Source organism: Epibacterium sp. ABZ3_068 (assembly GCF_056159265.1).
This window is the reverse complement of sequence record NZ_JBSWUV010000001.1, coordinates 831,085-854,511: the sequence shown is the minus strand read 5'-3', so window position 1 is coordinate 854,511 and position 23,427 is coordinate 831,085. Positions and strand designations below refer to the sequence as shown.

Below are 23,427 nucleotides of genomic sequence, written 5' to 3'. Positions count from 1 at the left end.
CGTGGCGTGACGCCTGTGTGACATTTGTGAATCAAAAATGTAAAAGGCCGCTCTGCACGTGCAGAAGCGGCCAATTCAGAGATCTGAAAGTACAAGACTTATACAGACATGCAGATGTATTTCAGCTCCAGGTAGTCTTCGATGCCGTGGTGGCTACCTTCGCGGCCCAAACCGGACTGTTTGACGCCACCAAAGGGCGCGTTTTCGGTGGAGATGATGCCAGTGTTGACGCCTACAATGCCGTATTCCAGCTCTTCCGCCACTTTGTACACACGACTCAGGTCCTTGGCGTAGAAATAGGAAGCCAAACCAAAGATCGTGTCATTGGCCAGAGCAATCACCTCGTCCTCGTCCTCGAATTTGAACAGCGGTGCCATTGGGCCAAAGGTTTCATCCGTTGCAAAGACCATATCGGTGGTCGCGCCGGTGATGATTGTTGGCTCAAAGAAGGTGCCGCCCAGCTCAGAGCGGTTGCCGCCCAGGATAACTTTGGCGCCCTTGGAAGTGGCGTCGGCAATGTGCTCCTCGACCTTGGTCACGGCTTTTGCGTTAATCAGGGGACCAAAGGCGGTGTCGGCTTCAAAACCATCACCCACTTTCATCTCTGCGACTTTGGCGCGCAGCTTTTCTGCAAATTCATCGTAGACGCCAGCTTGCACATAGATCCGGTTTGCACAGACACACGTCTGGCCGTTGTTGCGGAACTTGCACATGATTGCACCTTCAACCGCAGCGTCAAGATCAGCGTCGTCAAAGACGATAAACGGTGCGTTGCCGCCCAGTTCCATCGAGCATTTCATTACGCTGTCCGCGGCCTGACGCAGAAGGATGCGGCCGACATTGGTCGACCCGGTGAAAGTCAGTTTGCGGACGGCGTCGTTTTCACAGAATTCCTTGCCGATCTCTGATGCATTCAAGCTAGGCACGACGTTAAAGACGCCCGCCGGAATACCCGCGCGGTCGGCCAGGACTGCCAGAGCAATTGCTGACAAGGGGGTCTCTTCAGAGGGGCGCGCGACAAAGGCACAGCCTGCAGCCAGCGCCGGGCCTGCCTTGCGGGTGATCATGGCATTGGGGAAGTTCCAAGGCGTGATCGATGCGGCAACACCGATGGGCTGTTTCAGAACCGTGATGCGCTTGTCCCGCTGGTGTCCCGGAATGGTCTCGCCGTAAACGCGCTTGGCCTCTTCCGCAAAGAACTCGATGAAAGCCGCGCCATAAGCGATCTCTCCTTTGGCTTCCGAGAGAGGCTTGCCCATTTCGGCAGTCAGGATAACGGCCAGATCGTCCTGGTTCTCCATCATCAGATCAAACCATTTGCGCAGGACAATCGCGCGTTCTTTGCCTGTCCATTTAGCCCAGTCTTTCTGGGCAACCTCGGCCTGTGCAATCGCACCGGCGACTTGTGCGCGGGACAAATCTTCGACCTTTGCGACCACATCGCCGCGGGCTGGGTTGACGACGTCAAATGCCTCGCCTTCGCCTGTGACGAATTCACCGCCGATATAGGCGCGTGTTTCCAACAGGCTTGTGTCTTTCAGAAGGGATTTTAATTCGGTCGCAGCAGCGGTCATTGGGGAAGGTCCTTACATACGGTTTGGCGCATCGAGAGCAAGAATAGTAGGAATTGTCCATACTATAATCTAACTCCAGTTTCACGGTGCGGATAAAACCAGTTTCCGCGCGCGCAAAACGATCATTACTGCGCGCTGGCCGCTCATCGGGCCTTTTCACGCTGCGGATGTGAAATTTTCTCTTGTTTTTGGGCAGGTCTACAGCACAGTCTTGGGTACGGTCGGGCGATGGCGTCGCCGCATGATTCACTGTTATGCTGACAATATCATGGACCGGTCCCTAACAATGTCCTGAACGCCGGGAGCTTTCTTTGACATAAGGAAGGATCCAGCATGACTGCACGTCCTGAAATGTATCGGTTTCACAATGGTGAAAAGGCGCCATTGCAGTTTTCGGTTGCCGAATATGAAACCCGTATCGCCGGTTTGCGCAAAGAGATGGAGAACCGCGGTGTTGCCGCTGCCGTTTTCACTTCGATGCACAATATTTCATATTATTCGGGCTTCACTTATTGTGCCTTTGGCCGCCCCTATGCGCTTGTCGTGACTGACAAGACTGCTGTAACGATCAGCGCGGGGATTGACGCTGGCCAGCCCTGGCGTCGTTCATTTTGTGACAACATTACCTATACCGATTGGCAGCGCGATAATTTCTGGCGCGCGATCCTGTCGATTACAGGTGAGAACAGCACGATCGGCTATGAAAGCGACCACCTGACCTTGTTGCAGAAGGCGAAACTGGACGCGTTTTTGAAGCCCGCGCAAATGGTGGATTTGTTCGAAACAACCATGCAACAGCGGATGCTAAAATCTGCTGCTGAACTGGAACTGATACGCGCTGGTGCAGCTGTGGCAGATGTCGGGGGCTATGCGATCCGCGACGCGGTCAAGGAGGGTGCGCGCGAGAGTGATGTCGCAATGGCGGGTCGGGATGCAATGGAATTGGAAATTGCCAAGCGGTTTCCAGATGCGGAATACCGCGACACCTGGGTTTGGTTTCAATCGGGGATCAACACGGACGGCGCGCATAACCCTGTCACAGGCCGCAGGCTCCAGCGTGGTGATATTCTCTCGTTGAATACCTTTCCGATGATTTCGGCATATTACACGGCGTTGGAACGGACGATGTTTGTGGGGGAGGTTGATGCGGCCAGTCTGGAGATTTGGCAGGCCAACGTGGCAGCTCATGAATATGGAATGTCTCTGCTGCAACCGGGCGTCAGTTGTTCAGAGGTGACGGAGAAGATTAATAGCTTCTTTGAAGAACGCGATCTGTTGAAGTACCGGACCTTTGGGTATGGCCATTCCTTTGGTGTTTTGTCCCATTACTACGGGCGGGAGGCCGGGCTGGAGCTGCGTGAGGACATCGAAACCGTTCTGGAACCCGGAATGGTGATTTCTATGGAGCCGATGCTGACAATTGCCGAAGGCTCGGCCGGTGCCGGAGGATATCGCGAGCATGATATTCTGATCATCACCGAGGATGGCAATGAAAACATCACCAAATACCCTTATGGACCAGATTTCAACGTCATAGGTTAACACGATCAGGGCCGTCATACGGTTTTTGGCGGCTCTTTTCTGCATCAGATGCGAATTGTCACACGGTTGTACTTGACGCTTGGTCTTTTGCTTTGCATGCCCACATAAGAAAGACGCGTCGTGTCGCGTGGGACGATCAATGTGGAGAGGGTGTTATGGGGTATCTACGGTGGATCTTTACCATCTTGTTCTGGGGTGGAATTGCAGCATTTCTGCACTATACGCTGCCCCAGTATGATGTTGTACGCATCGTCAACACCTATGAGGAGCGCCAGGAGCTTACCGATTGGACACGTCTTTTCTGGTCCAGACCGGATGCCCAAAGCCAGTCTTTAACTAGCCGCGACGTGCAGTTTATCCAAGCCGTGCGCCCTGACGGAGATGTGACTGTTTACCGAAATGAAGACACCGGTTGGAGTTGGCCACCCTATTTCAAGTTCGACACGGCCAACCTTTATACAGAGGCAAACGACGCGATTTCGACCAAGGAAGCGCCCGAATGGGTTGCCATTCGCCACTATGGCTGGCGCAATCAATTTCTTTCGATTTTCCCCAACGCGGTTTCTTTGAAACCCGTAGAAGGCCCAGACGCAAAACCCACCAATTGGGCCAGCATCATAACTTTGGTTTTGCTTGCGGCGGTCTTCTGGGCGATATTTGTACGCTGGAGGCGGTTTAAGGCGCGGCGATTGGATCCGTTGGTGGAAAATGTCGAAGACAACCTCTATGCTGTTGGGGACGCTGTGTCCGACCGTAAAGACAGCGTAATGCGCTGGTTCAAGAAGAAATAGCCTAAAGTTTACCTTTCGATCCTTTGGTATAGGCCCTCGCTGCTTTTGCGTTGTGGGGATTTTATTCCGATGTCTGCATACTTACTCTAGGGGAAACAGCGACATTTCGTATGGGGAGGTGGCTATGACGGTAACCGTCATGGAACTGACGGCTGTCAATGAGGAAAACATTGAAGCCTTGGCTACGTTTTTGGCGATGAGCTCAAACTTGCAGAAAGCCTCTCGAGGTCGGGTTGTACGGGTCTATGAAGTTGCCAAGACGCTGATAGGTCAGGAATGCGCGCAAACTGTGAGAATTTCGGAGTTTCCGGACAAGGCTTCGATTGAGCGCTATTACAACAGTGTGGAGTACGCTGCGCTCAGACCGGTTCGAAAACAGGCGTTCCAGCACTTTCATGTCTGCATCCTGGCAGATACATAAAAACGGTCGAAAGGCTTCTTAATCGGCAAATACATTCTGACTTTGCAGAATGCGCTCAGCTTGATCTTCGGAAGTTGATAGGAACTCCTGCAGTTTCTGCCGGTTTACATCCGGATCGTTATCCTCCCGCAGGATCCAGTGATGATCAAGATTGGCGTCGCGGAGGCGGTCTGATTCAAACAGGATGTCATTGCGTATGGTCGGGAGCAATCGTTCCAATGACTGTGCCGAGGTCTTATCTCCTGCGAGCCCGACACGACGTGCGTGCCCTGCAAGGTAGCTGTCACTAAAGTTACACTCGATCTGCAGAAGCCGTGTTTTTGATCGGTCGGAATAGAAATCTTGGATCAATTCCAGAGAGGCTGGATCCATGCAGACAACCATTCGGTTGCTTTCGAAATACTCAAACAGCATGCGCATCAAGGCACGGCGATGGCGTGTGCGTTTTTCAAGCGATGCCTGAATGCCGCCAAGGTCAGGCAAGGGGGTGCCCTCTTCGTTGAAGAGATATTCTAGGCAAGGAAGATTGGTGACTTGTCGCACGGGTTCAAGCAAGCGCTTAGCGACATGCCACTTCTTGCATGTGATAATCATCAACTCCCGCTCTCGACCAAGCGAGCCCTCGGTTTCCCAGAAGCGTGGTGAGAACCGCCGTCCAACTCGACCGCGTTTGGTCAGGAATTGATATAGGTTCCGCCCTTCGTTGGAGATCGAAAACTCCACGCCCTGCGCGGCATAAAGTTTCCCCAACCTTAGTTTCAAGTCCTTTGCGCCCGGGCTGATTTTACGCGCAAACAGGAAGTCCTGGCTGAGCAGTAAGTCATAGTGGTCATTGTAGAAAGTAATCGGCATGCCGTAGTCGCTGAACATCAAGAAGGTCAGCGTACGGGTTTCGATCTCTGTTTCGGGAACGAGGTGGCGCACCAAGGTTTGGAAAAACGTTTCGTCAGGGATCCAGGTTGTGCGGAAGAAGCGAATTACATCCTTACGCTTCTTCAGGAATACAAAAAGCTGTTCGACTGTACGGCGGCGCAGGCACCACCATTGGCTGCCAATCTGCACCTGAATGTCGGCAGGAATTGACCGTTGCAGCGCCAGTTTGCGTTGAAGGTTTACACTTGCATAGAACAGAGCCTTGTTCTTGCGCTCATTAAAGAGGTGCCTATAGATTAGGCGGTCCTCTTTCATCCCGGTCTTGATCCAGTCACTTTCGAAGAAATCAAAGCTTTCAATGTAGTCCTGATCTCTCTGGTCAAGGACACGATGCGCATACTCGGCGGTTTTGATCGCCATGCAGTCACCGGACACCATATAGAAATGCGTGGCGCGTGGAAAACAATCCGCGGCGGTTTCCAAGGCATGCAAGGTTGCCTGAACCAGAGACCATTCTCCCCAGCCGCATTTTTCGCGTTTGCGAGAGAAGGCCACGTTTGGATTATCTGCTAGAGACGCCCGGATTTTGTCAAAGTCGGCTTTGGGGGCACGGGCATCAAAATGGATCGAAATATAGTCACCGACCGCAGTTAACTGGTTCGCCTGTTGAATAACGGCGTCCGGGTCTTTGTGGCAAAGGAGGATATAGGCGATTTGGGCCATACGAGAAACGAATTATCCGGTCACTTGGAATTGTTTTCCTTGATAAGGGGGAACACAGGGTGAATAAACCGGAATGTTCTGTATTTTAGCTTAAGTCTTACGACCGACGCGAAATTGCGATAGATCTACTTTTCGCAAGAGATGAGGAGTACACATGGGGTTTCCTGGAACCTGGATGACCGAAAGCAAGAGTGTTGTTTATCGCGTGGTGCCCAAATGCGCATGTTCGACCATCGGCCAGATTATGTATTACTCGGATCATGGGCATTTCTTTGACGGTGATATTCACGATGCCCAAGACGGGCTGCACAAATGGGCCTTGGATCATAGCCAGGCAGCCATAGCTGAGACTGTCGCAGCTCAGGATACCTATGCCTTTACATGTGTGCGCAATCCCTACACGCGCGTATTGAGTTCTTTTTTCGACAAGATCTGTGGCATCCAGCGCAATGGTCGCCGGTATCGGGGCAACCTCGTGCCCAAGTTGATCTACGAATACGGGATCGAAGTCGGCGGCGAGGACGGTAAGCAGGAGTTCGACCAGATCAAGAGCTTCCGCCGCTTCTTATTGTTTGTGCGGGACACGGTTCGCTACCGCCGCCCGATGGAACCGGACATCCATTGGTCCTCGACCTCAGGACATGTTTCCACCTTCATTTGCAATGGCGGAAAGTATGACAAGGTCGTTTGGACAGAGAAGTTCAATGAGGGTATGCAGGATGTGATTAGCGCGATTGAGACGCCGCACTCAGTTGATCTTAACGCGATCCCGCGGTTCAATGAAAGTGAGGGTCATGGGCCTAAGCGGGCTCATCCGGTTGAAGATTACTTCGACGATTTGTCGATGCATTTGATCTATGAGATCTATAAGCGCGACTTTGAAGTGTTCAAATATGATTTTGAAAATCCGGGCAACAAGATGCCAATTGGTGAAATCGATTTGGACGAGGTGCACGCCAAACTCGGCAATTGACCCAATGGTTGCGGAGGCACTCCCGCCCGTTGTTCAGGCATTGAAATGCCTTCCGCCCGTTGGGCCAAGCGCCGCTATCGCGGCGCTTTTCTGTTTCTCGCAAACGTTTCGGCAGACGCACGCCGCGTTAGCGGCGCCATGCCCAAGGTTGAAAGTCGCATCGGCTGAGCCGATGAGGCGTGCAGGCGCGGGAGCGCTTGGAAAACCAGAAACGGCCCGCAATGCGAGCCGTTTCGAAAGTTGTCCGTGAAGCGTGGTTCACACTTGACGCACAGCGCCCTTGGCAGCACTGGTTGCAAGTTTAGCGTAGGCTTTGAGTGCGGTAGAGACCTTGCGTTTGCGTGGTTCAGCAGGCTCCCAGCCTTTCTCGTCTTGAACCTTGCGGCGCTCTGCCAGGACCTCTTCTGAAACCAGGAGATTTATGGACCGGTTGGGGATGTCGATCTCGATCGTATCTCCATTCTCTACAAGGCCAATCGTTCCGCCCTCAGCTGCTTCGGGTGATACATGGCCAATCGATAGACCGGAAGTGCCACCCGAGAAACGACCGTCCGTCAGCAGGGCACAGGCTTTGCCCAACCCCTTAGACTTCAGATATGATGTCGGATAGAGCATTTCCTGCATCCCTGGACCGCCGCGGGGGCCTTCGTAGCGGATCACCACCACGTCACCTTCTGTCACTTTACCGGTCAGGATGTCATTCACCGCCTGGTCCTGGCTTTCACAGACATAGGCTGAGCCGGTGAAGGTCAGGTTGGACGCGTCGACGCCTGCGGTTTTCACGATGCAGCCATCCAATGCGATATTGCCGAACAGAACCGCCAGACCGCCGTCCTGACTGAACGCGTGCTCTTTGGAACGGATCACCCCGCCTTTGCGGTCTACATCCAGCTCCTTGTAGCGGTTCGCTTGACTGAACGCCTGTGTGGTGCGGACACCACCGGGAGCGGCTTTGAACAGCTCTTCTGCCTCAGGGTTATTTGCAACTGTGATGTCCCATTTGGCAATCGCTTCGCCCATGGTGCTGGTATGAACTGTGGGCACATCGTTATGCAACAGGCCCGCGCGGCTTAGCTCCCCCAAGATGGAGAATATGCCACCGGCGCGGTGCACGTCTTCCATGTGAACATTGTGGGTGTTTGGCGCAACTTTACACAGGCACGGTACCTTGCGGCTCAGCCTGTCCATGTCGGTCATTGTAAAATCTACTTCACCTTCATGCGCAATGGCCAATAGGTGCAAAACCGTGTTGGTCGAACCACCCATAGCGATGTCCAGACTCATTGCGTTCTCAAAGGCTTCAAATGTCGCGATCTCGCGCGGCAGCAGACCTTTTTCGTTCTGTTCATAGTGGCGCTTGGTGATCTCGACGATCTTTCGACCTGCCTCAAGGAACAGGTTCTTGCGGTCTGCGTGGGTGGCCAGGGTGGAGCCATTACCCGGGAGCGCCAAACCCAGCGCCTCTGCCAGGCAGTTCATGGAGTTTGCGGTGAACATGCCCGAACAGGAACCACAGGTCGGGCAGGCGTTTTCCTCGATGTGTTGGACTTGCTCGTCGGTGAAATTCTCATTTGCGGCCGCAACCATGGCATCAACCAGGTCGATCTTTGTCATGTCAAGATCAGCGATGTCTATCTTGCCCGCTTCCATCGGACCACCGGACACAAAAATCACCGGGATATTAAGGCGCATGGCCGCCATCATCATGCCTGGCGTGATCTTGTCACAGTTTGAGATGCAGACCATGGCGTCGGCGCAGTGCGCGTTGACCATATATTCCACACTGTCAGCGATGACTTCGCGTGAGGGGAGGGAATAGAGCATCCCGTCGTGGCCCATTGCGATCCCGTCATCCACCGCAATGGTGTTGAATTCCTTTGCGACGCCGCCTGCGGCTTCGACCTCACGCGCGACCATCTGGCCGAGGTCCTTCAGGTGAACGTGGCCGGGGACAAATTGGGTGAAGGAGTTCACGATGGCGATAATTGGTTTGCCAAAGTCGCCGTCGGTCATGCCGGTTGCGCGCCACAGGCCACGCGCGCCCGCCATATTGCGGCCATGAGTAGAAGTTCTGGATCGGTACATCGGCATTTTGCTTTTTCCCTTAATTCTGGCCCACAGGGACACTATTTGCGCAACAATAGCAATATCTCGGGGGCTGTTTCGGTTCTTTTCAGTGTTTGTAGTCGCCAAAGTCTCTGGTTGAGAACGAGGAAGGCAGTCAGGTGGTGGCGGTTTTGCGTAACACTGAGGTCAGGAGGTGATTGACAACCAGCCCTGCGACCAACGCCCAGAAAGCAGCGCCAATGCCCCAAAAGCTGATACCAGATACGGCAACCATAAAAGTAATCATCGCCGCTTCGCGCCCCTTTGTATCACTAAGTGCACTGGAGAGGCTGTTGCCGATTGTTCCCAAGAGAGCCAGACCAGCGATCGTTGCAACTAGGGCAGGAGGGGCAACCAGAAACAGGCTGATCACGGCCGCTCCGCCCAAACCAACTAGGCAATAGAACACTCCTGCCGCGACAGAGGCCAAATACCGTGTTTTGGGATCATCGTCTGCCTCTGGGCCTGCGCATATGGCTGCGGTAATCGCCGCCAAATTAAAGGCGTATCCGCCAAAGGGTGCCAGTAGGAGGGTTGCAAGACCGGTGATCGTCATACTGGTCGACACGGGTGGGGTGTACCCGGCGCTGCGTAAGGTGACGACACCGGGCATATTCTGTGAGCACATGGTCACAATGTAGAGCGGCAAGCCCAACCCGATCAGGGTTTGAGGCGAAAATTCCGGAAAGACAAAAACCGGGAGGCTGATAGACAGATTGAGGTCTGATGCTGCTCCAAAACTGCCGGTGGCCGCTGCCCAAGCACAACCAAGCGCAAAGCTAGCTGGTACTGTATAGCGTGGAAAGAACATCCGCCCGGTAATGAAGCACGCTCCCATAGCGAGTACAAGAGAGGGGTCCGTGTTCAGGGCCTGAAAGGCCGCCAAGCCGAACTGAAATAGAATTCCGGCCAAAAGAGCATTGGCCAAACTGTCCGGAATGAGGCGTGCAAATTTCTCGAACCAACCGGTCAAGCCTGTCAGCGTTAGGAGCGTGCCGCAGAAGATGAATGCCCCGATTGCTTCGGGCAGTGTGACACCGTCCATTCCGACTGCAATCAAAGCGGCACCCGGAGTCGACCAAGCGGTCAGGATTGGCATCTTGAAACGCAAAGACAAGATCAGGCAGGTGAGGCCCATGCCTAAACCAAGTGCCATCATCCAGCTCGCCGCCTGTTCGGGAGTGGCTCCAACAGCGTCAATAGCCTGAAAGATAATGGCAACGGAGCTTGTATAGCCCACCAAAACAGCAATTGCTCCGGCGGCGATATGTGAGAGTTTGAACTGAGTGGCCATGCGGCTTTTCATCCAATGCGGCTGCGATTAGGGTGCGTGCGTTATAGCATCCAGCATAGTCGCGTGCGTTATAGCGCACAAGTGGGAATGCATAGACCGAGTAAGTGAGGGATCGGCCAGAGATGAAAGATGACACGATCGCGCAAAACCTTCGTCGGATTCGATCTGGTCAGGGCGTGAGCTTGAGCAAGGCTGCCGAGCTGACAGGCGTGAGCAAGGCGATGTTAGGGCAGATCGAACGGCAGGAAAGTAGCCCTACAATTGCCACGCTGTGGAAGATTGCCCAGGGGTTCCGAGTGCCGTTATCCGATTTATTGCAAGAGCTTACCTGCCCGGATGGGTGCTCGGCAGTTCGGTTTCCCGGCAGTATCTCGGTCAGGATTGTCTTCCCGTTTGATGCAAACCTGGGAGAAGAGACTTTCGAGATAAGCCTGAAGCCTGGCCAGTTGCATCAATCGGAGGCTCATGAAGCGGGTTTGGTTGAAGATGTGTTTGTCTTGTCCGGGCGCATGGAAGTCTTGGCTGGCGACGTGGTCCAGGCGTTAAACCAGGGTCAGGGGTATCGATTCGCAGCAGATCAGCCGCATGGGTATCGTGGATCGGAAGAAGGTGCCGTGTTTTTGAACATCCATCATTACGCGCGCCGCGGATTTTAAAAAGGCCATCGCGCGCGCTTCGAAAGTCGCGCGTTTGGCAAGTCTCGCATCTGCGCGCGCAAGCGGGTGTGGTGTGTTCTTGCGAGCTTCTGGTCACGCTCTCTCTTGCGCCCGGACGCGTGCCCGCTTACATCTGCCTCCCATGGCCAAGAAGCAGAGCACAGACCCCAACTACAAAATCGTCGCCGAGAACCGGCGGGCGCGCTTTGACTATGCAATTGAGAGCGACATTGAATGCGGTGTCGTGCTGCATGGGTCGGAAGTAAAAGCCATGCGTGGAAATGGGGTCAATATCGCAGACTCTTATGCTGCTGTTGAAGACGGGGAGCTGTGGCTTGTGAATTCCTATGTGCCACCGTACGAGCAGGCGAAGGTTTTCAAACATGTGGAACGCCGCCGTCGCAAACTGTTGGTGTCGCGCAAGGAACTGGCAGACCTATGGAACGCAACGCAGCGCAAAGGCATGACGCTGGTGCCGCTGGTTCTGTATTTCAATCACAAGGGCCGCGCGAAAATCAAACTTGGTATCGCCAAGGGTAAGAAATTACACGACAAGCGCGCGACCGAGGCCAAACGCGACTGGTCCCGGCAAAAGCAGCGCTTGCTTAAAGACAACAGCTGACGTCTCTGCCTAAGAAATTTTATACCATTTGACGCTTTGGCCCGGCTTGCACAGGGTCAAGGGGGGTAGTACCCATGCTTTCAGGTTTTTCTCCGGGAGGCATGTATGACGGACGATCCAAAGACCCTTGTTTCGACCGATTGGTTGGCAGCACATCTGAAGGATCCGGACCTGCGGATCCTCGATGCGTCTATCCCGCCCGTGGGGAGTGGGCCGGAGATGGCAGAAGTCGCAAAGGAAGCGTTTGCCACAGGGCATATTCCCGGCGCACGTTTCTTTGACATTGATGAGATCTCAGATCATCGTTCGGACCTCCCGCATATGGCGCCTCCGGTTGATAAATTCATGTCCCGCCTGCGCGCCTTGGGAGTCGGCGACGGGCATCAAGTTGTTATTTATGACTGGCAAGGGTTGTTCTCTGCTGCGCGTGTATGGTGGCTGTTCCGTTTGATGGGCCAGACCAACGTGGCTGTCTTGGACGGTGGTTTGCCAAAGTGGCAGGCCGAAGGCCGCCCCTTAGAAGATTTGCCGCCGGTGATCCGGGACCGCCATATGACCGTACGTTTTCAGAACCACCTGGTGCGTGATGCGACACAGGTGTCTTCTGCGTCCAAGCTGCGCGATCATGAAATTATTGATGCGCGTGCGGCCGCGCGTTTCCGGGGTGATGCGCCTGAGCCTCGTGAAGGTCTTCGCGCAGGTCACATTCCCGGTGCGAAAAACGTACCCTTTGGCTCTGTTCTGAAGGCTGATGGCACGATGAAAGACAGCGCTGGGCTTCGCGAAACATTCGAAAGTGCCGGGGTCGACTTGGCAAAGCCAGCGATAACGACTTGTGGTTCGGGTGTGACCGCTGCCATTTTGTGCCTAGCGATGGAGCGGATGGGGAAAACTGATTATTCGCTTTATGACGGCTCTTGGGTGGAATGGGGCGCTTTCCCGACCCTGCCGATCGCGACTGGAGAGAACTGATGTTTGAGAAACTTAAAGCGCAGCCTGCAGACAAGATTCTGGCGCTGATGCAACAATTCCGCGAGGATCCGCGCACGTCCAAAGTAGATCTGGGCGTTGGTGTCTACAAGAACGCTGAAGGCGTGACCCCGGTGATGCGTGCTGTTAAGGCAGCAGAGCAAAAGATCTGGGAAACTCAGGAAAGCAAATCCTATGTGGGACTTGCGGGTGATCCGGCCTATGCGGACGTGATGATTGATCTGATTCTGGGGCAAGCCGTGTCACGGGAAAAGATTGCGGCAGCCGCGACTCCGGGTGGCACCGGCGCCGTACGTCAAGCGTTTGAATTGATCCGCAATGCAAATCCCGATGCGCGTGTGTTTGTATCCGATCCAACATGGCCGAACCATATTTCGATTCTGAATTACCTCGGCATTGAAACCGTGACCTACCGGTACTTTGATCGAGAGACCCGGGGTGTAGACTTTGACGGTATGATCGAAGATCTCAAGGGTGCAAAAACGGGCGATGTTGTATTGCTGCATGGCTGTTGCCACAACCCGACCGGTGCAAACCTGAACCTGACCCAATGGCAGACCGTGGTGGATCTGATCAATGAGCAGGGGCTGGTTCCGATGGTGGACATTGCCTACCAGGGCTTTGGCGATGGTCTTGAAGAAGATGCCCAAGGGGTGCGCCTGGTCGCATCGTCGGTACCGGAGTGTTTGATCGCGGCCAGCTGCTCCAAGAATTTTGGTATCTACCGTGAGCGAACCGGCTTGTTGATGGCCGTCTCTCAGGACGCCAGCGCACAGGGGCTGAACCAGGGTACATTGGCGTTTTTGAATCGTCAGAACTATTCCTTCCCACCGGATCATGGTGCTCGGATTGTAACGACAATCATGAACGACGATGCTTTGCGTGCTGATTGGGCTGCAGAGCTCGAAGACGTCCGGCTGGGCATGTTGGGTCTGCGTCAGCAACTTGCGGATGAGCTGCAACGTTTGACGGGATCCGACCGGTTTGGCTTTATTGCGCAGCACCGTGGCATGTTCTCTCTGCTTGGGACAACGCCTGATCTGGTGGAGAAAATGCGCGCAGACGACGGGATCTATATGGTTGGTGACAGCCGCATGAATATTGCAGGCCTGAACAGCCAGACAGTGCCGATCCTGGCCAAAGCGATTGTCGACGCAGGCGTCTGAACTTAGTCTAACCAGCATTACTGAAGCCGCTGCGCCCTGGCCCAGCGGTTTTTCTTTGTAGTCATCAATAGAAAAAAGCCCCGGCGCGCGCCGGGGCTTTCCTGTATGTGATACGTGTCTGAGGTTTAGCTTGGCGAGAACTCAGGGTAGGCTTCCATGCCCAGTTCAGCCATGTCCAGACCATTGACTTCGTCTTCCTCGGATACGCGGATGCCAAAGACCGCTTTGAGGATCAGCCACATCACACCGGAGGTGACAACGGTGAAGATGCCGACAACGACGATGGAGTAAAGCTGAACACCAAAGGTCGCGTCACCATTGGACAGCGGTACAATCAGTGTGCCGAAGATACCGGCAATCAGGTGAACCGGGATTGCACCAACAACGTCGTCGATTTTCAGTTTGTCCAGGAACGGAACTGCGAAGACAACGATGACACCACCGACCATACCGATCAAGGTCGCCAGACCAAGAGACGGTTCCAGCGGTTCGGCGGTGATGGAAACCAGGCCAGCAAGCGCGCCGTTCAGGATCATGGTCAGGTCAGGTTTCTTGAACATGACCTGAGTCAGAACCAGTGCTGCAACTGCGCCACCTGCTGCGGCTGCGTTCGTGTTTGCAAAGATACGGGAGATGTCAGCAACGTCACCGATCGAACCCATTGCCAGCTGCGAACCGCCGTTAAAGCCGAACCAGCCCATCCACAGGATGAACGTCCCCAGGGTGGCCAGAGCCAGGTTGGAGCCAGGCATCGGGATGGTCTTGCCGTCTTTGTACTTGCCGATACGCGGACCCAGGATGATTGCGCCGGTCAGAGCCGCCCAGCCACCAACAGAGTGTACAACGGTGGAGCCAGCAAAATCTTGGAAGCCCATCGCATCCAGGAAGCCGCCGCCCCATTTCCACGACGCTTGCAGCGGGTAGATTACGGAGGTCAAAACGATGGTGAAGAGCAGGAAAGGCCACAGTTTGATACGCTCGGCCAGGGTGCCGGATACGATCGATGCGGTTGCCGCGCAGAACATCAGCTGGAAGAAGAAGTCAGAGCCGGTTGAAGCATAGGAATAGTCATCAACGCCATCTGCGCCAACACCAACAGCCTCCAGAACGCCTGGGCCCCATACGCCAGACAGAACGCCTTCAATGGACCATGTGCCCAGCGGATACATCAGGTTATAGCCGATCAGCCAGTAGAAGATTGCGGCTAGCGAGAACAGCGCCATGTTCTTGGTCAGCTGCATGGTGACGTTTTTGGCGCGTACCAAACCTGCTTCGAGCATCGCAAAGCCGGCAGCCATCCAGAAAACAAGGAAGCCACCGATCAGGAATAGCAGTGAGTTCAGGATGAAGACCGAGTCGGTCGACGGGTTTACACCCGGAACCGGATCGTCGGCCAATGCCAGACCGGGCAGGGCAACCAGTGCCGCCGCAGCCAGCGGGAGAGTGAATTTTTTCATGTCCGTAATTTCCTTCCCTGTGGACGCTTTAGAGCGCCTCGTGGTTGGTTTCGCCGGTACGCACGCGTACGGCTTGTGCCACATCGAGCACAAAGATCTTGCCATCGCCGATTTTTCCGGTGCGGGCAGTCTGCGTGATGGTTTCCACCACTTGGTCCGCCTGCGCCTCTGGAACGACGATCTCAAGTTTGACCTTGGGAACGAAGTTCACTTCGTATTCGGCTCCACGATAGATTTCGGTGTGCCCTGCTTGCGCACCAAAGCCCTTGATTTCTGTCACCATCAGTCCCGACACGCCGATTTGGGTCAGCGCTTCGCGGACCTCCTCCAGCTTGAAGGGCTTGATGGCTGCAATGATCATTTTCATCTCAACACCCTTTCTCGGGCATTGCGCCCGTTCATTCGCAATGGCAGCAAAGCGATTGTGACGAGTCGATGAAACGCAGGGCGCGGCAAACAGATGCTCATCGAGCGGCCGCGATGAAAAAAATTGCTCAAAATCTGCGCATTGCTCAAAAACAAAGCAGAAAGAGAAGGGGATTTACTAATAAACTGCCCCTCAACAAAGCAGAATGCGCTTGGTAATGTTGGTAAAACGGGCAAACCGGGCAGGATATAGGCATGGTACGAAAAACGGGGCGTAAGCCACTGGTTGCGGACAAAAGGTATGACACCTCCCGCAGAAAACAGACTCGGAAGCCGCGTAAAGCTAAAGCTGACGGAAAAAGTCTTCTAAGCGTCGTTTTTGGACGTAGACGTAAACGCCCCAAGGCGAAACCTCCGCGCAGGCGTGGCCTTTTCGGCTGGCTGCGCTGGGTTTTGGGACGGATCATCGGAATGATCTGGGGGTTAAGCTGGCGCATTGGTCTGACGGCCGCAATCCTTTTGGGAATTGCCGTTGCAAATATCTATCTCACCTTGCCGGATTTCCGCGCTTTGGTGGATGGGCGCGCGCAGGGGTCTGTTACGATGTTGGACCGCAATGGCGAGGTCTTTGCCTGGCGTGGTGATCAGTTCGGCGGGATTGTAACAACCGATACGGTCTCTCCCCATCTCAAGAACGCTTTTGTTGCGACAGAAGACAAGCGTTTCTATCGCCACTTTGGCCTGAGCCCGCGCGGCGTGGCCTCTGCTATTCGGATCAACCTGCGCGAGGGGCGCGGTCCGCTGTCAGGTCATGGTGGTTCAACCATCACCCAGCAAACCGCCAAATTGCTGTGTCTGGGGGTGGCGTATGACCCGCAGGATTGGAAGAGCGAAGCAGCCTATGAAGCAGATTGCCGTCGTAGTTCCTTGGGCCGCAAAGCCAAGGAAGCGATCTTTGCTCTCGCAATGGAAGCAAAGTACAGCAAGGACGAGATCCTATCTATCTATATGAACCGCGCATATTTAGGTGGTGGCGCGTATGGGGCAGAGGCCGCCGCGCAACGTTACTTCGGAAAATCCGCAAGTCAGGTTAGTGCCGCCGAAGCGGCGATGCTTGCGGGGCTTCTGACAGCGCCAAGCACCCTGGCGCCGACCAATAATCTGCAGCGGTCGCAGGATCGCGCAGCCACTGTTCTGCGTTTGATGGAGGAACAGGGGTATTTGACAACGGCAGAAGCTCGTGCCGGGCAAGACAATCCGGCAACCTTGTCCAAGGCGGCACAGGCCCGTGCCGGTGGATATTTTGCCGATTGGGTGATGGAAACAATTCCAGATTTTCTGGGGCAGGACACGACAGAAGACGTCGTGCTGCGCACAACTTTGGATCAGCGGTTACAAAAAGCTGCGGAAGATGCGTTGGATTATGTTTTTGAGAATAAGGTGCGCCAAGGTTCCAAGGCACAGGCCGCAATTGTGGTGATGAGTGCTGATGGCGCTGTGCGTGCTATGGTTGGGGGGCGTCAAACACGTGTGTCCGGCGTGTTCAACCGCGCGACACAAGCGAAACGGCAAACGGGGTCAGCCTTTAAACCTTTTGTCTATGCCACGGCTCTTGAACTTGGCTACTCTCCCTATGATGTGGTTTTGGACGCCGAATACTGCCTGAATATCCCAGGGTCGGGACAGTGGTGCCCCAAGAACTACACCAATCGGTTTTATGGCGAGGTGACACTGACACGGGCCTTGAAGGATTCTTTGAATGTTCCTGCCGTAAAGATTTCTGAAGCGGTCGGCCGCGACCTCGTGCGACGCGTTGCCGATGATTTCGGTATAGAGAGCAATCTGGCCGATGGCCCCGCCCTTGCATTGGGGGCCTCTGAAAGCAGCCTGCTGGAAATGACCGGCGCCTATGCGGGCATTTTGAACGGCGGGTCCTCCGTTGCCCCCTATGGTTTGGTCGAATTACAGCTCTCGCAAGATCAAGAACCCTTGTTGCGCAATGACAGTGGTATTGGTGAACGTGTTATTCGGAACGAAGCCGCGCAGCAGCTGGTCTGGATGATGGAAAAGGTCATTACCAACGGCACCGGACAGCGTGCACAACTGCCGGGATGGCAAGCCGCGGGTAAGTCTGGCACGACCCAGGCAGCTCGCGATGCCTGGTTCATCGGCTTTACGGCCGATTATGTTGCAGGTGTTTGGATGGGTTATGACGACAACACGCCTTTGACGGGCGTCACCGGGGGCGGGCTACCTGCGGAAATCTGGCATGAGACAATGGTGCGGGTTCACGAGGGTCTGCAGCCCAAACCGCTTCCGATGCGCGCGCCGCCACAATTGCAAGTGCCCGAAGTCCGTCACGAGCCGCAACAGCAGCGCAACCCGCAAAACGGGCAGGGGCTTGGTGGTGCGATCGACAATGTTTTGCGAGGGATTTTTGGAAACTAGGGGGAAGAGGAGTACAACAGCAGGGTTAAGCATGATCTCTTATGTAGCTGTTGTTATAGGCGATATTGCACGCGCCAAGTTGTTCTCCTCTGGCCAGAGTAAGCCTAGACGGGACGGATGAAAAGGTATGGCAGTGACCCATTTGCAGACACAAGAAAGGCCCCAATGTGGGGCCTTTAGTCTTTTTTATCTGGGAAATGGTTAACCTATTTTCTTCAGTTCGGCGATTGTCTTGTCGATGTCGCCGCCATTTCTGTCGATGATCGCGCCAATTTCTGTCCGTTCGGTCAGAAGGAGGTTTACACCCTCGATATACATATTGAAGAAACGGTCCTTGCCCGACCGATCTGACACTTGGAAGGTTACTTTGAAGGGGGACTGACCTTTCAGATAGGCAACAGTGTCCACCTCGTACCATTTTTTGACCTTCTTGACGCCTGTAACCTCAAGGCGCCCGCCAATGAATTCACGAAAGCGGCGGCCATATTTGCGGGCGATGTAACCTTGGAAGGCCTTGGAGAATGCCTTCTTTTGGCTTGCAGATGCCCGGCGTGCCTCAACACCCATTGCATAGGCCGCAATATAGGAGGTGTCGCTGTATTTTGAAAAAATCCGCTCGAATTCGCGGAACATGGCGGTTTCGCCTTTACCGGATTCGATCACGCGGTTGATATCGCCAACAAGCGAGTCGATCAGACGGCTCGCACCAGCATTGTCCAGCGCCCACGAAGCGTTTGGCGCGATTGCGACGCTTGCGCCAAGCGCAAGCAGGAAATTCCGACGGTTCATGACTTAAAATCCTTCCGTGCTCAATTCAAACGGATCAATCTCTGCATTTTCGGAGGCCTGTCCCAACTCGAACCGGCGGTTCTGGAGGTAAATCAGACGTGCCTGAGCATAGCTGTCGGCGCTTTCGTACAGAATCGAATCTACTGTATCTGAGTATGTGCCACGATCCCCAAGGCGACGCACGATCTCGGCATAGACGTCTATGTTATCGGCGGGATTGTTCTTGGCGTAGCCAATCGGGTTGGTAAAGAAGTCGACGACGAGGCCGCTGGCGTCACGGGCCGTAGATGGGCCAAAGAACGGTAGCTCTACATAGGAGCCTTCGCCAACGCCCCAGACGTGCAGAGTTTCGCCAAAGTCCGTATCCACACGCGGTATATTGAAATCAGAAGCCGGATCCCCAAGGCCACCGATGCCGAGGACCGAGTTGATTGCAAAACGCGACAGCGCGATTCCGGCCTGTTTGAAGTTGCCCTGCAGAAGGGAGTTTACAGCCTGGCCTGGCATCGACAGGTTTTCAGCAAAAAAACCAAAGCTGGTAACCATATCCTCTGGAACGATGGCGACATAGCCCTTTGCCGCAGGTCGGAATGCGAAACGGTCGACACCGCGGTTGAATTCGTGAACTGCGCGATTGCGTTTCTCATGAGGGTCCACAATCGTGCCCTCAGCGATCTGCTGGCCTGACGGTTTCGCGCAGGCAGACACCAAAATGACCGCTGTCAGTGTGAGGACAGGGAGGATCGCGCGCATCTTCATTTTCATGTTACCAGTTTCTCATATCGGCTAGTCAAACGCAGGTTCAGGTAATCCGCTTTGTTCACATACAGTTATTTTCCTGGTGTCCCAGGGGGCTAAAATGGCTGTTTATCATTTTGTGGCACATTTGGAACAGCGTAAAAGAAACCCTGTACGTATGAGCTATCAAGGCGCATATATGTCTCAAAATTAGTTTCAGCACTCCGAACATGCAAAAAAATACTACACAAGACGGAATTAATGAGCTGCGCGCAGTTCGTAGACAAAGCAGGCACCTGTATTGGACTGTCGGTTTGTTCAGTTTTTTCGTGAACTTACTGATGCTCACTGGCCCGCTTTATATGATGCAAGTCTATGACCGGGTGCTGGGCAGCCGGTCTGAGGCGACGCTGGTCGCTCTCTCTATACTCGTGATCTTCCTGTATGGAATGATGGGGTTGCTGGACTACGCACGTGGGCGGATTCTCGCCCGGGTCGGCGCACGTTTCCAGGCGGCGCTGGATCGGCGTGTCTTTGATGCAATGGTGCGAAAGTCCGCAGTTGGAAATGATCCGGTGGCGCAAACCGGTCTTCAAGACCTTGAAGCGATCCAGCGGTTGATGTCGTCGCCCGTTTTGGGGGCTGCTTTCGACTTGCCTTGGACGCCGCTTTTCCTCGCAGGCATAGCGTTGTTCCACCCTTATTTGGGATTGCTTGCCCTTGGTGGCGGGCTCGTTCTTGTGGGGATCGCGATAATGAATCAGATCTTCTCCAAGAAACCATTGGGGCAGGCCAGCGCTTCTGGCCACAAGGCCAACCTTCTTTCTGAGGAAATCAGAAAGGAGTCGGAGATGATCCAATCCATGGGGATGCGCACCGCGGCCTTTCAACGTTGGAAGGTGGCTCGCGATTCTGCGCTGTCCGATACAGTTGTTGCAAACGACACAGGTGGCGGTTTTACCGTTTTGACCAAGACCCTGCGTTTGTTCCTTCAGTCAGCAATGCTGGGACTTGGCGCATATTTGGTTTTGAACGGCGACATGACACCGGGAGCCATGATCGCGGGCTCCATCCTGATGGGGCGAGCGCTTGCCCCCATTGAAATGGGGCTGGGTCAATGGTCGATGGTGCAACGTGCATTCAAGGGCTGGTCAAATCTGGCCGAACTATTGGGTAAGGTCCCGGAAGAGCGTGAACGGACGGAATTACCCAAACCCAAGGCGCGTCTTGATGTCAAAGGTCTGGCCGTAGTCGCGCCGGGGGAAAAATCACCGACGCTGCGAAATGTGACTTTCAAGGTCGAACCGGGACAGGCAATTGGCGTGATTGGTCCGTCCGGCTCCGGGAAATCCACATTGGCACGCGCGTTGACCGGAGCATGGCGACCAGCGGCTGGATCCGTACGTCTGGATGGGGCTTCCTTGGACCAGTATGCGCCCGGCGTACTGGGGCAGCATATTGGCTATCTGCCGCAGAAGGTGCAGCTGTTTGAGGGGAGTGTTAGCCAGAATATTGCTCGGCTGGCCGAGACACCTGATGCAAAACTGGTGGTTTCTTCCGCCAAGAAGGCTGCAGCGCATGAAATGATCCTGAAACTTCCTGGGGGCTATGACACGCCGGTTCATGCTGGCGGCGGTCGTCTCTCAGGGGGACAGATGCAACGTGTTGGATTGGCACGGGCTCTTTATGGTGATCCGGCAATTGTCATTTTGGACGAACCAAACTCCAACCTCGACAATGAGGGGTCGAATGCCCTTAATGCAGCGATCCGCCAGATGAAAGAGGAAGGGCGATCCGTTCTGATTATGGCTCACCGCCCTGCAGCGATCCAGGAATGCGATATGTTGCTTGTTATCGAGAATGGTTCACAGGCTGCATTTGGTCCAAAAGACAAAGTGCTTGCTGAGATGGTTTCGAACCACAAGAAGATCCAAGCGGCCGCAACGCGAGCGCCGCAAGGCCAGGCCAAGACCGGGGGCGCCGCATGAGTATCGAACAAAAATGGTCAGCCCGCCGCCCGTTGATGATTGGTTTCATTGGATTGGCAGTGCTGGTTGGTGGCTTTGGTACCTGGGCGGTTAAGGCAACGCTGGCTGGGGCAGTTATTGCTTCAGGCCGGATCGAGGTCGACCGAAACCGGCAGGTTGTGCAGCATATCGACGGCGGTGTTGTGTCTGAAATTCTTGTGGACGAGGGCGACACCGTGGCGCTTGGTGCCACTTTGATCAAACTCGACGCAAGTGAACTGAGTTCTCAGCTTGCGATCATAGAAGGCCAATTGTTTGAGGTGCTTGCCCGCCGTGGTCGGTTGGAAGCGGAACGTGATAGTGCAGAAGCAATCACATTTGATCCGCTGCTTATCGAGATGGCCGACCAAAACCCGGATGTTATTGATTTCCTTCGGGGGCAAGAACGTTTGTTTACGGCGCGCAAGGACAGCACTGCGCGCGAAATCGACCAACTTGAAAAGCGTCGCAATCAAATCGACGAACAAATCATTGGGGTTCAGGCTCAGCAGCAGTCCATGCGCGTCCAGTTGGAGCTCATTGATAAAGAGCTCACAAACCAACAATCCCTTTTGGAACGGGGCTTGGCCCAAGCCGGTACAGTCTTGAACTTACGTCGAACGCAAGCGGATCTTGAAGGACGTCTGGGCGAGTTGATCGCCTCGGAAGCTCAGGCACGGGGGCGTATTACGGAACTTGATATCGAGATCCTCAAACTTGGCACCCAGCAGCGCGAAGAGGCGATTACACGCCTGCGCGACCTTCGGTTCCAAGAGGTTGAACTGGCAGAAAACCGGCGCTCCTTGATTGAGCGTTTGCAGCGTCTGGATATTACTGCGCCTGTTTCGGGTATTGTGTACGGTTTGGAAGTCCACACACCGCGGTCGGTTATTCGCCCGGCGGACCCCGTTTTGTATCTCGTGCCTCAGGATCGTCCACTTGTGATTGCTGCGCAGGTTGCACCGACGGATATTGATCAGATCTTTGTCGGGCAAACCGTGACTCTGCGGTTTTCCGCTTTGGACCAACGGGAGACACCGGAGCTTTTTGGCACGGTGACCCAAGTGTCCGCGGACGCGTTCGAGGATGAAACTTCGCGTGTTTCCTATTACCGGGCGGAAATTCGTTTGAACGACGGTGAACAAGAGCGGCTGCCAGAAACCGCCGTTCTGATCCCCGGCATGCCCGTAGAAAGCTACATACGTACCAAAGACCGGTCACCGTTGACTTATTTGGTCAAACCCCTGGCGGATTATTTTGTACGTGCATTCCGCGAGACATAGGCGCGGAAACGATCCATGGGCATTTTGAAAAGGGGGGGCTAGCGCACTCCCCTTTCTTCTTTTCCTCTCTGTGAACGATGGATACTGTGTGCGCAAATTCAGTAGAGGACTTCACTAATGAGCATTGATGGAAAACTGGCTGAGCTGGGCCTAACTTTGCCGGATGCGCCAGCGCCTGCGGCCAACTACGTTCCCTATGTGATTGCGGGCGACATGGTTTATGTTTCGGGACAAATTTCCGCCGATGAAAGTGGGTTGATCACGGGTAAACTCGGCGAAGATCTCGATGTGGCTGCCGGTCAGGCGGCTGCACAACGTTGCGCTTTGTCGCTTTTGGCGCAGCTCAAGGCCGCGTGTGGGGGCGATTTGGATCGCTTGGAACGCGTTGTGAAGCTGGGAGCCTTTGTAAACTCTACGCCGGATTTTACGGAGCAGCCACAAGTGGTGAACGGTGCTTCCGACCTGTTGGTTGAGCTGTTGGGGGACAAGGGACGTCATGCACGCTCTGCGGTTTCCTCTCCCTCTTTGCCATTGGGTGTGGCCGTTGAAATCGACGCTGTATTTCAGATCAAGTGATGCAGAATTTCCCAAAGTTGAAATGAAATACGA

20 protein-coding genes are annotated in these 23,427 nt (G+C 54.5%); 12 read left to right on the top strand and 8 right to left on the bottom strand.

The genetic code is table 11. The annotated features are described in order from the left end of the window. Positions 1-98 precede the first annotated feature (98 nt). On the bottom strand, positions 99-1,574 hold the full coding sequence (locus ACXAEW_RS03935; RefSeq protein WP_474940094.1) for an NAD-dependent succinate-semialdehyde dehydrogenase: 1,476 nt from the start codon (positions 1,572-1,574) through the stop codon (positions 99-101). A 333-nt stretch (positions 1,575-1,907) separates the two neighbouring features. Here ACXAEW_RS03935 and ACXAEW_RS03930 point away from each other — a divergent pair, with 333 nt between their 5' ends. The 3 genes from ACXAEW_RS03930 (at position 1,908) to ACXAEW_RS03920 (ending at position 4,328) form a co-directional block, all read left to right on the top strand. Further along, positions 1,908-3,116 (top strand): aminopeptidase P family protein, encoded by a 1,209-nt coding sequence (locus ACXAEW_RS03930; protein ID WP_474940093.1) that lies wholly within the window; start codon positions 1,908-1,910, stop codon positions 3,114-3,116. Between the two features lie 155 nt (positions 3,117-3,271). Then, entirely contained in the window at positions 3,272-3,907 is a 636-nt protein-coding gene (locus tag ACXAEW_RS03925) for a DUF1523 family protein (RefSeq protein ID WP_474940092.1), read from the top strand. Between the two features lie 124 nt (positions 3,908-4,031). Further along, positions 4,032-4,328, top strand: coding sequence for a DUF1330 domain-containing protein (locus ACXAEW_RS03920; RefSeq protein ID WP_474940091.1), 297 nt, complete (start codon positions 4,032-4,034; stop codon positions 4,326-4,328). Between the two features lie 18 nt (positions 4,329-4,346). Here the strand turns inward: ACXAEW_RS03920 and ACXAEW_RS03915 are convergent, their stop codons facing one another. Continuing rightward, on the bottom strand, positions 4,347-5,924 hold the full coding sequence (locus tag ACXAEW_RS03915; RefSeq protein ID WP_474940090.1) for a DUF5928 domain-containing protein: 1,578 nt from the start codon (positions 5,922-5,924) through the stop codon (positions 4,347-4,349). Positions 5,925-6,078: 154 nt separating this feature from the next. Here ACXAEW_RS03915 and ACXAEW_RS03910 point away from each other — a divergent pair, with 154 nt between their 5' ends. Continuing rightward, positions 6,079-6,897: a sulfotransferase family protein gene (locus ACXAEW_RS03910; RefSeq protein ID WP_474940089.1), complete on the top strand. Its 819-nt coding sequence runs from the start codon at positions 6,079-6,081 to the stop codon at positions 6,895-6,897. A 258-nt stretch (positions 6,898-7,155) separates the two neighbouring features. On the opposite strand, the gene ilvD is transcribed toward ACXAEW_RS03910, so the two are convergent. Both ilvD and ACXAEW_RS03900 read right to left on the bottom strand, forming a co-directional pair. Continuing rightward, positions 7,156-8,988 carry a dihydroxy-acid dehydratase gene (gene ilvD, locus ACXAEW_RS03905; RefSeq protein ID WP_474940088.1) on the bottom strand — a complete coding sequence of 611 codons (1,833 nt, stop codon included), beginning with the start codon at positions 8,986-8,988 and terminating at the stop codon, positions 7,156-7,158. A 130-nt stretch (positions 8,989-9,118) separates the two neighbouring features. Further along, positions 9,119-10,297: a benzoate/H(+) symporter BenE family transporter gene (locus tag ACXAEW_RS03900; RefSeq protein WP_474940087.1), complete on the bottom strand. Its 1,179-nt coding sequence runs from the start codon at positions 10,295-10,297 to the stop codon at positions 9,119-9,121. A gap of 122 nt (positions 10,298-10,419) precedes the next feature. On the opposite strand from ACXAEW_RS03900, the gene ACXAEW_RS03895 reads away from it, so the two are divergent. The 4 genes from ACXAEW_RS03895 (at position 10,420) to ACXAEW_RS03880 (ending at position 13,731) form a co-directional block, all read left to right on the top strand. After that, complete coding sequence (locus ACXAEW_RS03895) at positions 10,420-10,953, top strand: helix-turn-helix domain-containing protein (RefSeq protein ID WP_474940086.1); 534 nt, start codon at positions 10,420-10,422, stop codon at positions 10,951-10,953. Positions 10,954-11,095: 142 nt separating this feature from the next. Continuing rightward, positions 11,096-11,575, top strand: a complete 480-nt coding sequence (gene smpB / locus ACXAEW_RS03890; RefSeq protein ID WP_474940085.1) for an SsrA-binding protein SmpB — start codon at positions 11,096-11,098, stop codon at positions 11,573-11,575. A gap of 105 nt (positions 11,576-11,680) precedes the next feature. Then, a complete protein-coding gene (sseA, locus tag ACXAEW_RS03885) occupies positions 11,681-12,547 on the top strand; it encodes a 3-mercaptopyruvate sulfurtransferase (protein ID WP_474940084.1) in 867 nt (288 codons plus the stop codon). Beyond that, complete coding sequence (locus ACXAEW_RS03880) at positions 12,547-13,731, top strand: amino acid aminotransferase (protein WP_474940083.1); 1,185 nt, start codon at positions 12,547-12,549, stop codon at positions 13,729-13,731. Before sseA ends, ACXAEW_RS03880 begins: the two co-directional genes overlap by 1 nt. Before the next feature lie 125 nt (positions 13,732-13,856). Here the strand turns inward: ACXAEW_RS03880 and ACXAEW_RS03875 are convergent, their stop codons facing one another. Together ACXAEW_RS03875 and ACXAEW_RS03870 are read right to left on the bottom strand one after the other, a co-directional pair. Then, entirely contained in the window at positions 13,857-15,188 is a 1,332-nt protein-coding gene (locus ACXAEW_RS03875; RefSeq protein ID WP_474940082.1) for an ammonium transporter, read from the bottom strand. A gap of 28 nt (positions 15,189-15,216) precedes the next feature. Further along, a complete protein-coding gene (locus ACXAEW_RS03870) occupies positions 15,217-15,555 on the bottom strand; it encodes a P-II family nitrogen regulator (RefSeq protein ID WP_153217356.1) in 339 nt (112 codons plus the stop codon). A 254-nt stretch (positions 15,556-15,809) separates the two neighbouring features. On the opposite strand from ACXAEW_RS03870, the gene ACXAEW_RS03865 reads away from it, so the two are divergent. After that, positions 15,810-18,002, top strand: coding sequence for a transglycosylase domain-containing protein (locus tag ACXAEW_RS03865; RefSeq protein WP_474940081.1), 2,193 nt, complete (start codon positions 15,810-15,812; stop codon positions 18,000-18,002). Between the two features lie 201 nt (positions 18,003-18,203). On the opposite strand, the gene ACXAEW_RS03860 is transcribed toward ACXAEW_RS03865, so the two are convergent. Continuing rightward, positions 18,204-18,791, bottom strand: coding sequence for an MlaC/ttg2D family ABC transporter substrate-binding protein (locus ACXAEW_RS03860; RefSeq protein ID WP_474940080.1), 588 nt, complete (start codon positions 18,789-18,791; stop codon positions 18,204-18,206). Positions 18,792-18,794: 3 nt separating this feature from the next. Further along, positions 18,795-19,556, bottom strand: a complete 762-nt coding sequence (locus tag ACXAEW_RS03855; RefSeq protein WP_474940079.1) for an MlaA family lipoprotein — start codon at positions 19,554-19,556, stop codon at positions 18,795-18,797. A 203-nt stretch (positions 19,557-19,759) separates the two neighbouring features. On the opposite strand from ACXAEW_RS03855, the gene ACXAEW_RS03850 reads away from it, so the two are divergent. The 3 genes from ACXAEW_RS03850 to ACXAEW_RS03840 all read left to right on the top strand — a co-directional run bounded on the left by ACXAEW_RS03850 (position 19,760) and on the right by ACXAEW_RS03840 (position 23,394). Further along, positions 19,760-21,517 (top strand): type I secretion system permease/ATPase, encoded by a 1,758-nt coding sequence (locus ACXAEW_RS03850; RefSeq protein ID WP_474940078.1) that lies wholly within the window; start codon positions 19,760-19,762, stop codon positions 21,515-21,517. After that, a complete protein-coding gene (locus tag ACXAEW_RS03845) occupies positions 21,514-22,818 on the top strand; it encodes an HlyD family type I secretion periplasmic adaptor subunit (RefSeq protein WP_474940077.1) in 1,305 nt (434 codons plus the stop codon). The genes ACXAEW_RS03850 and ACXAEW_RS03845 overlap by 4 nt, the downstream gene beginning before the upstream one ends. Positions 22,819-22,935: 117 nt before the next feature. Next, complete coding sequence (locus ACXAEW_RS03840; protein WP_474940076.1) at positions 22,936-23,394, top strand: RidA family protein; 459 nt, start codon at positions 22,936-22,938, stop codon at positions 23,392-23,394. Positions 23,395-23,427 lie beyond the last annotated feature (33 nt).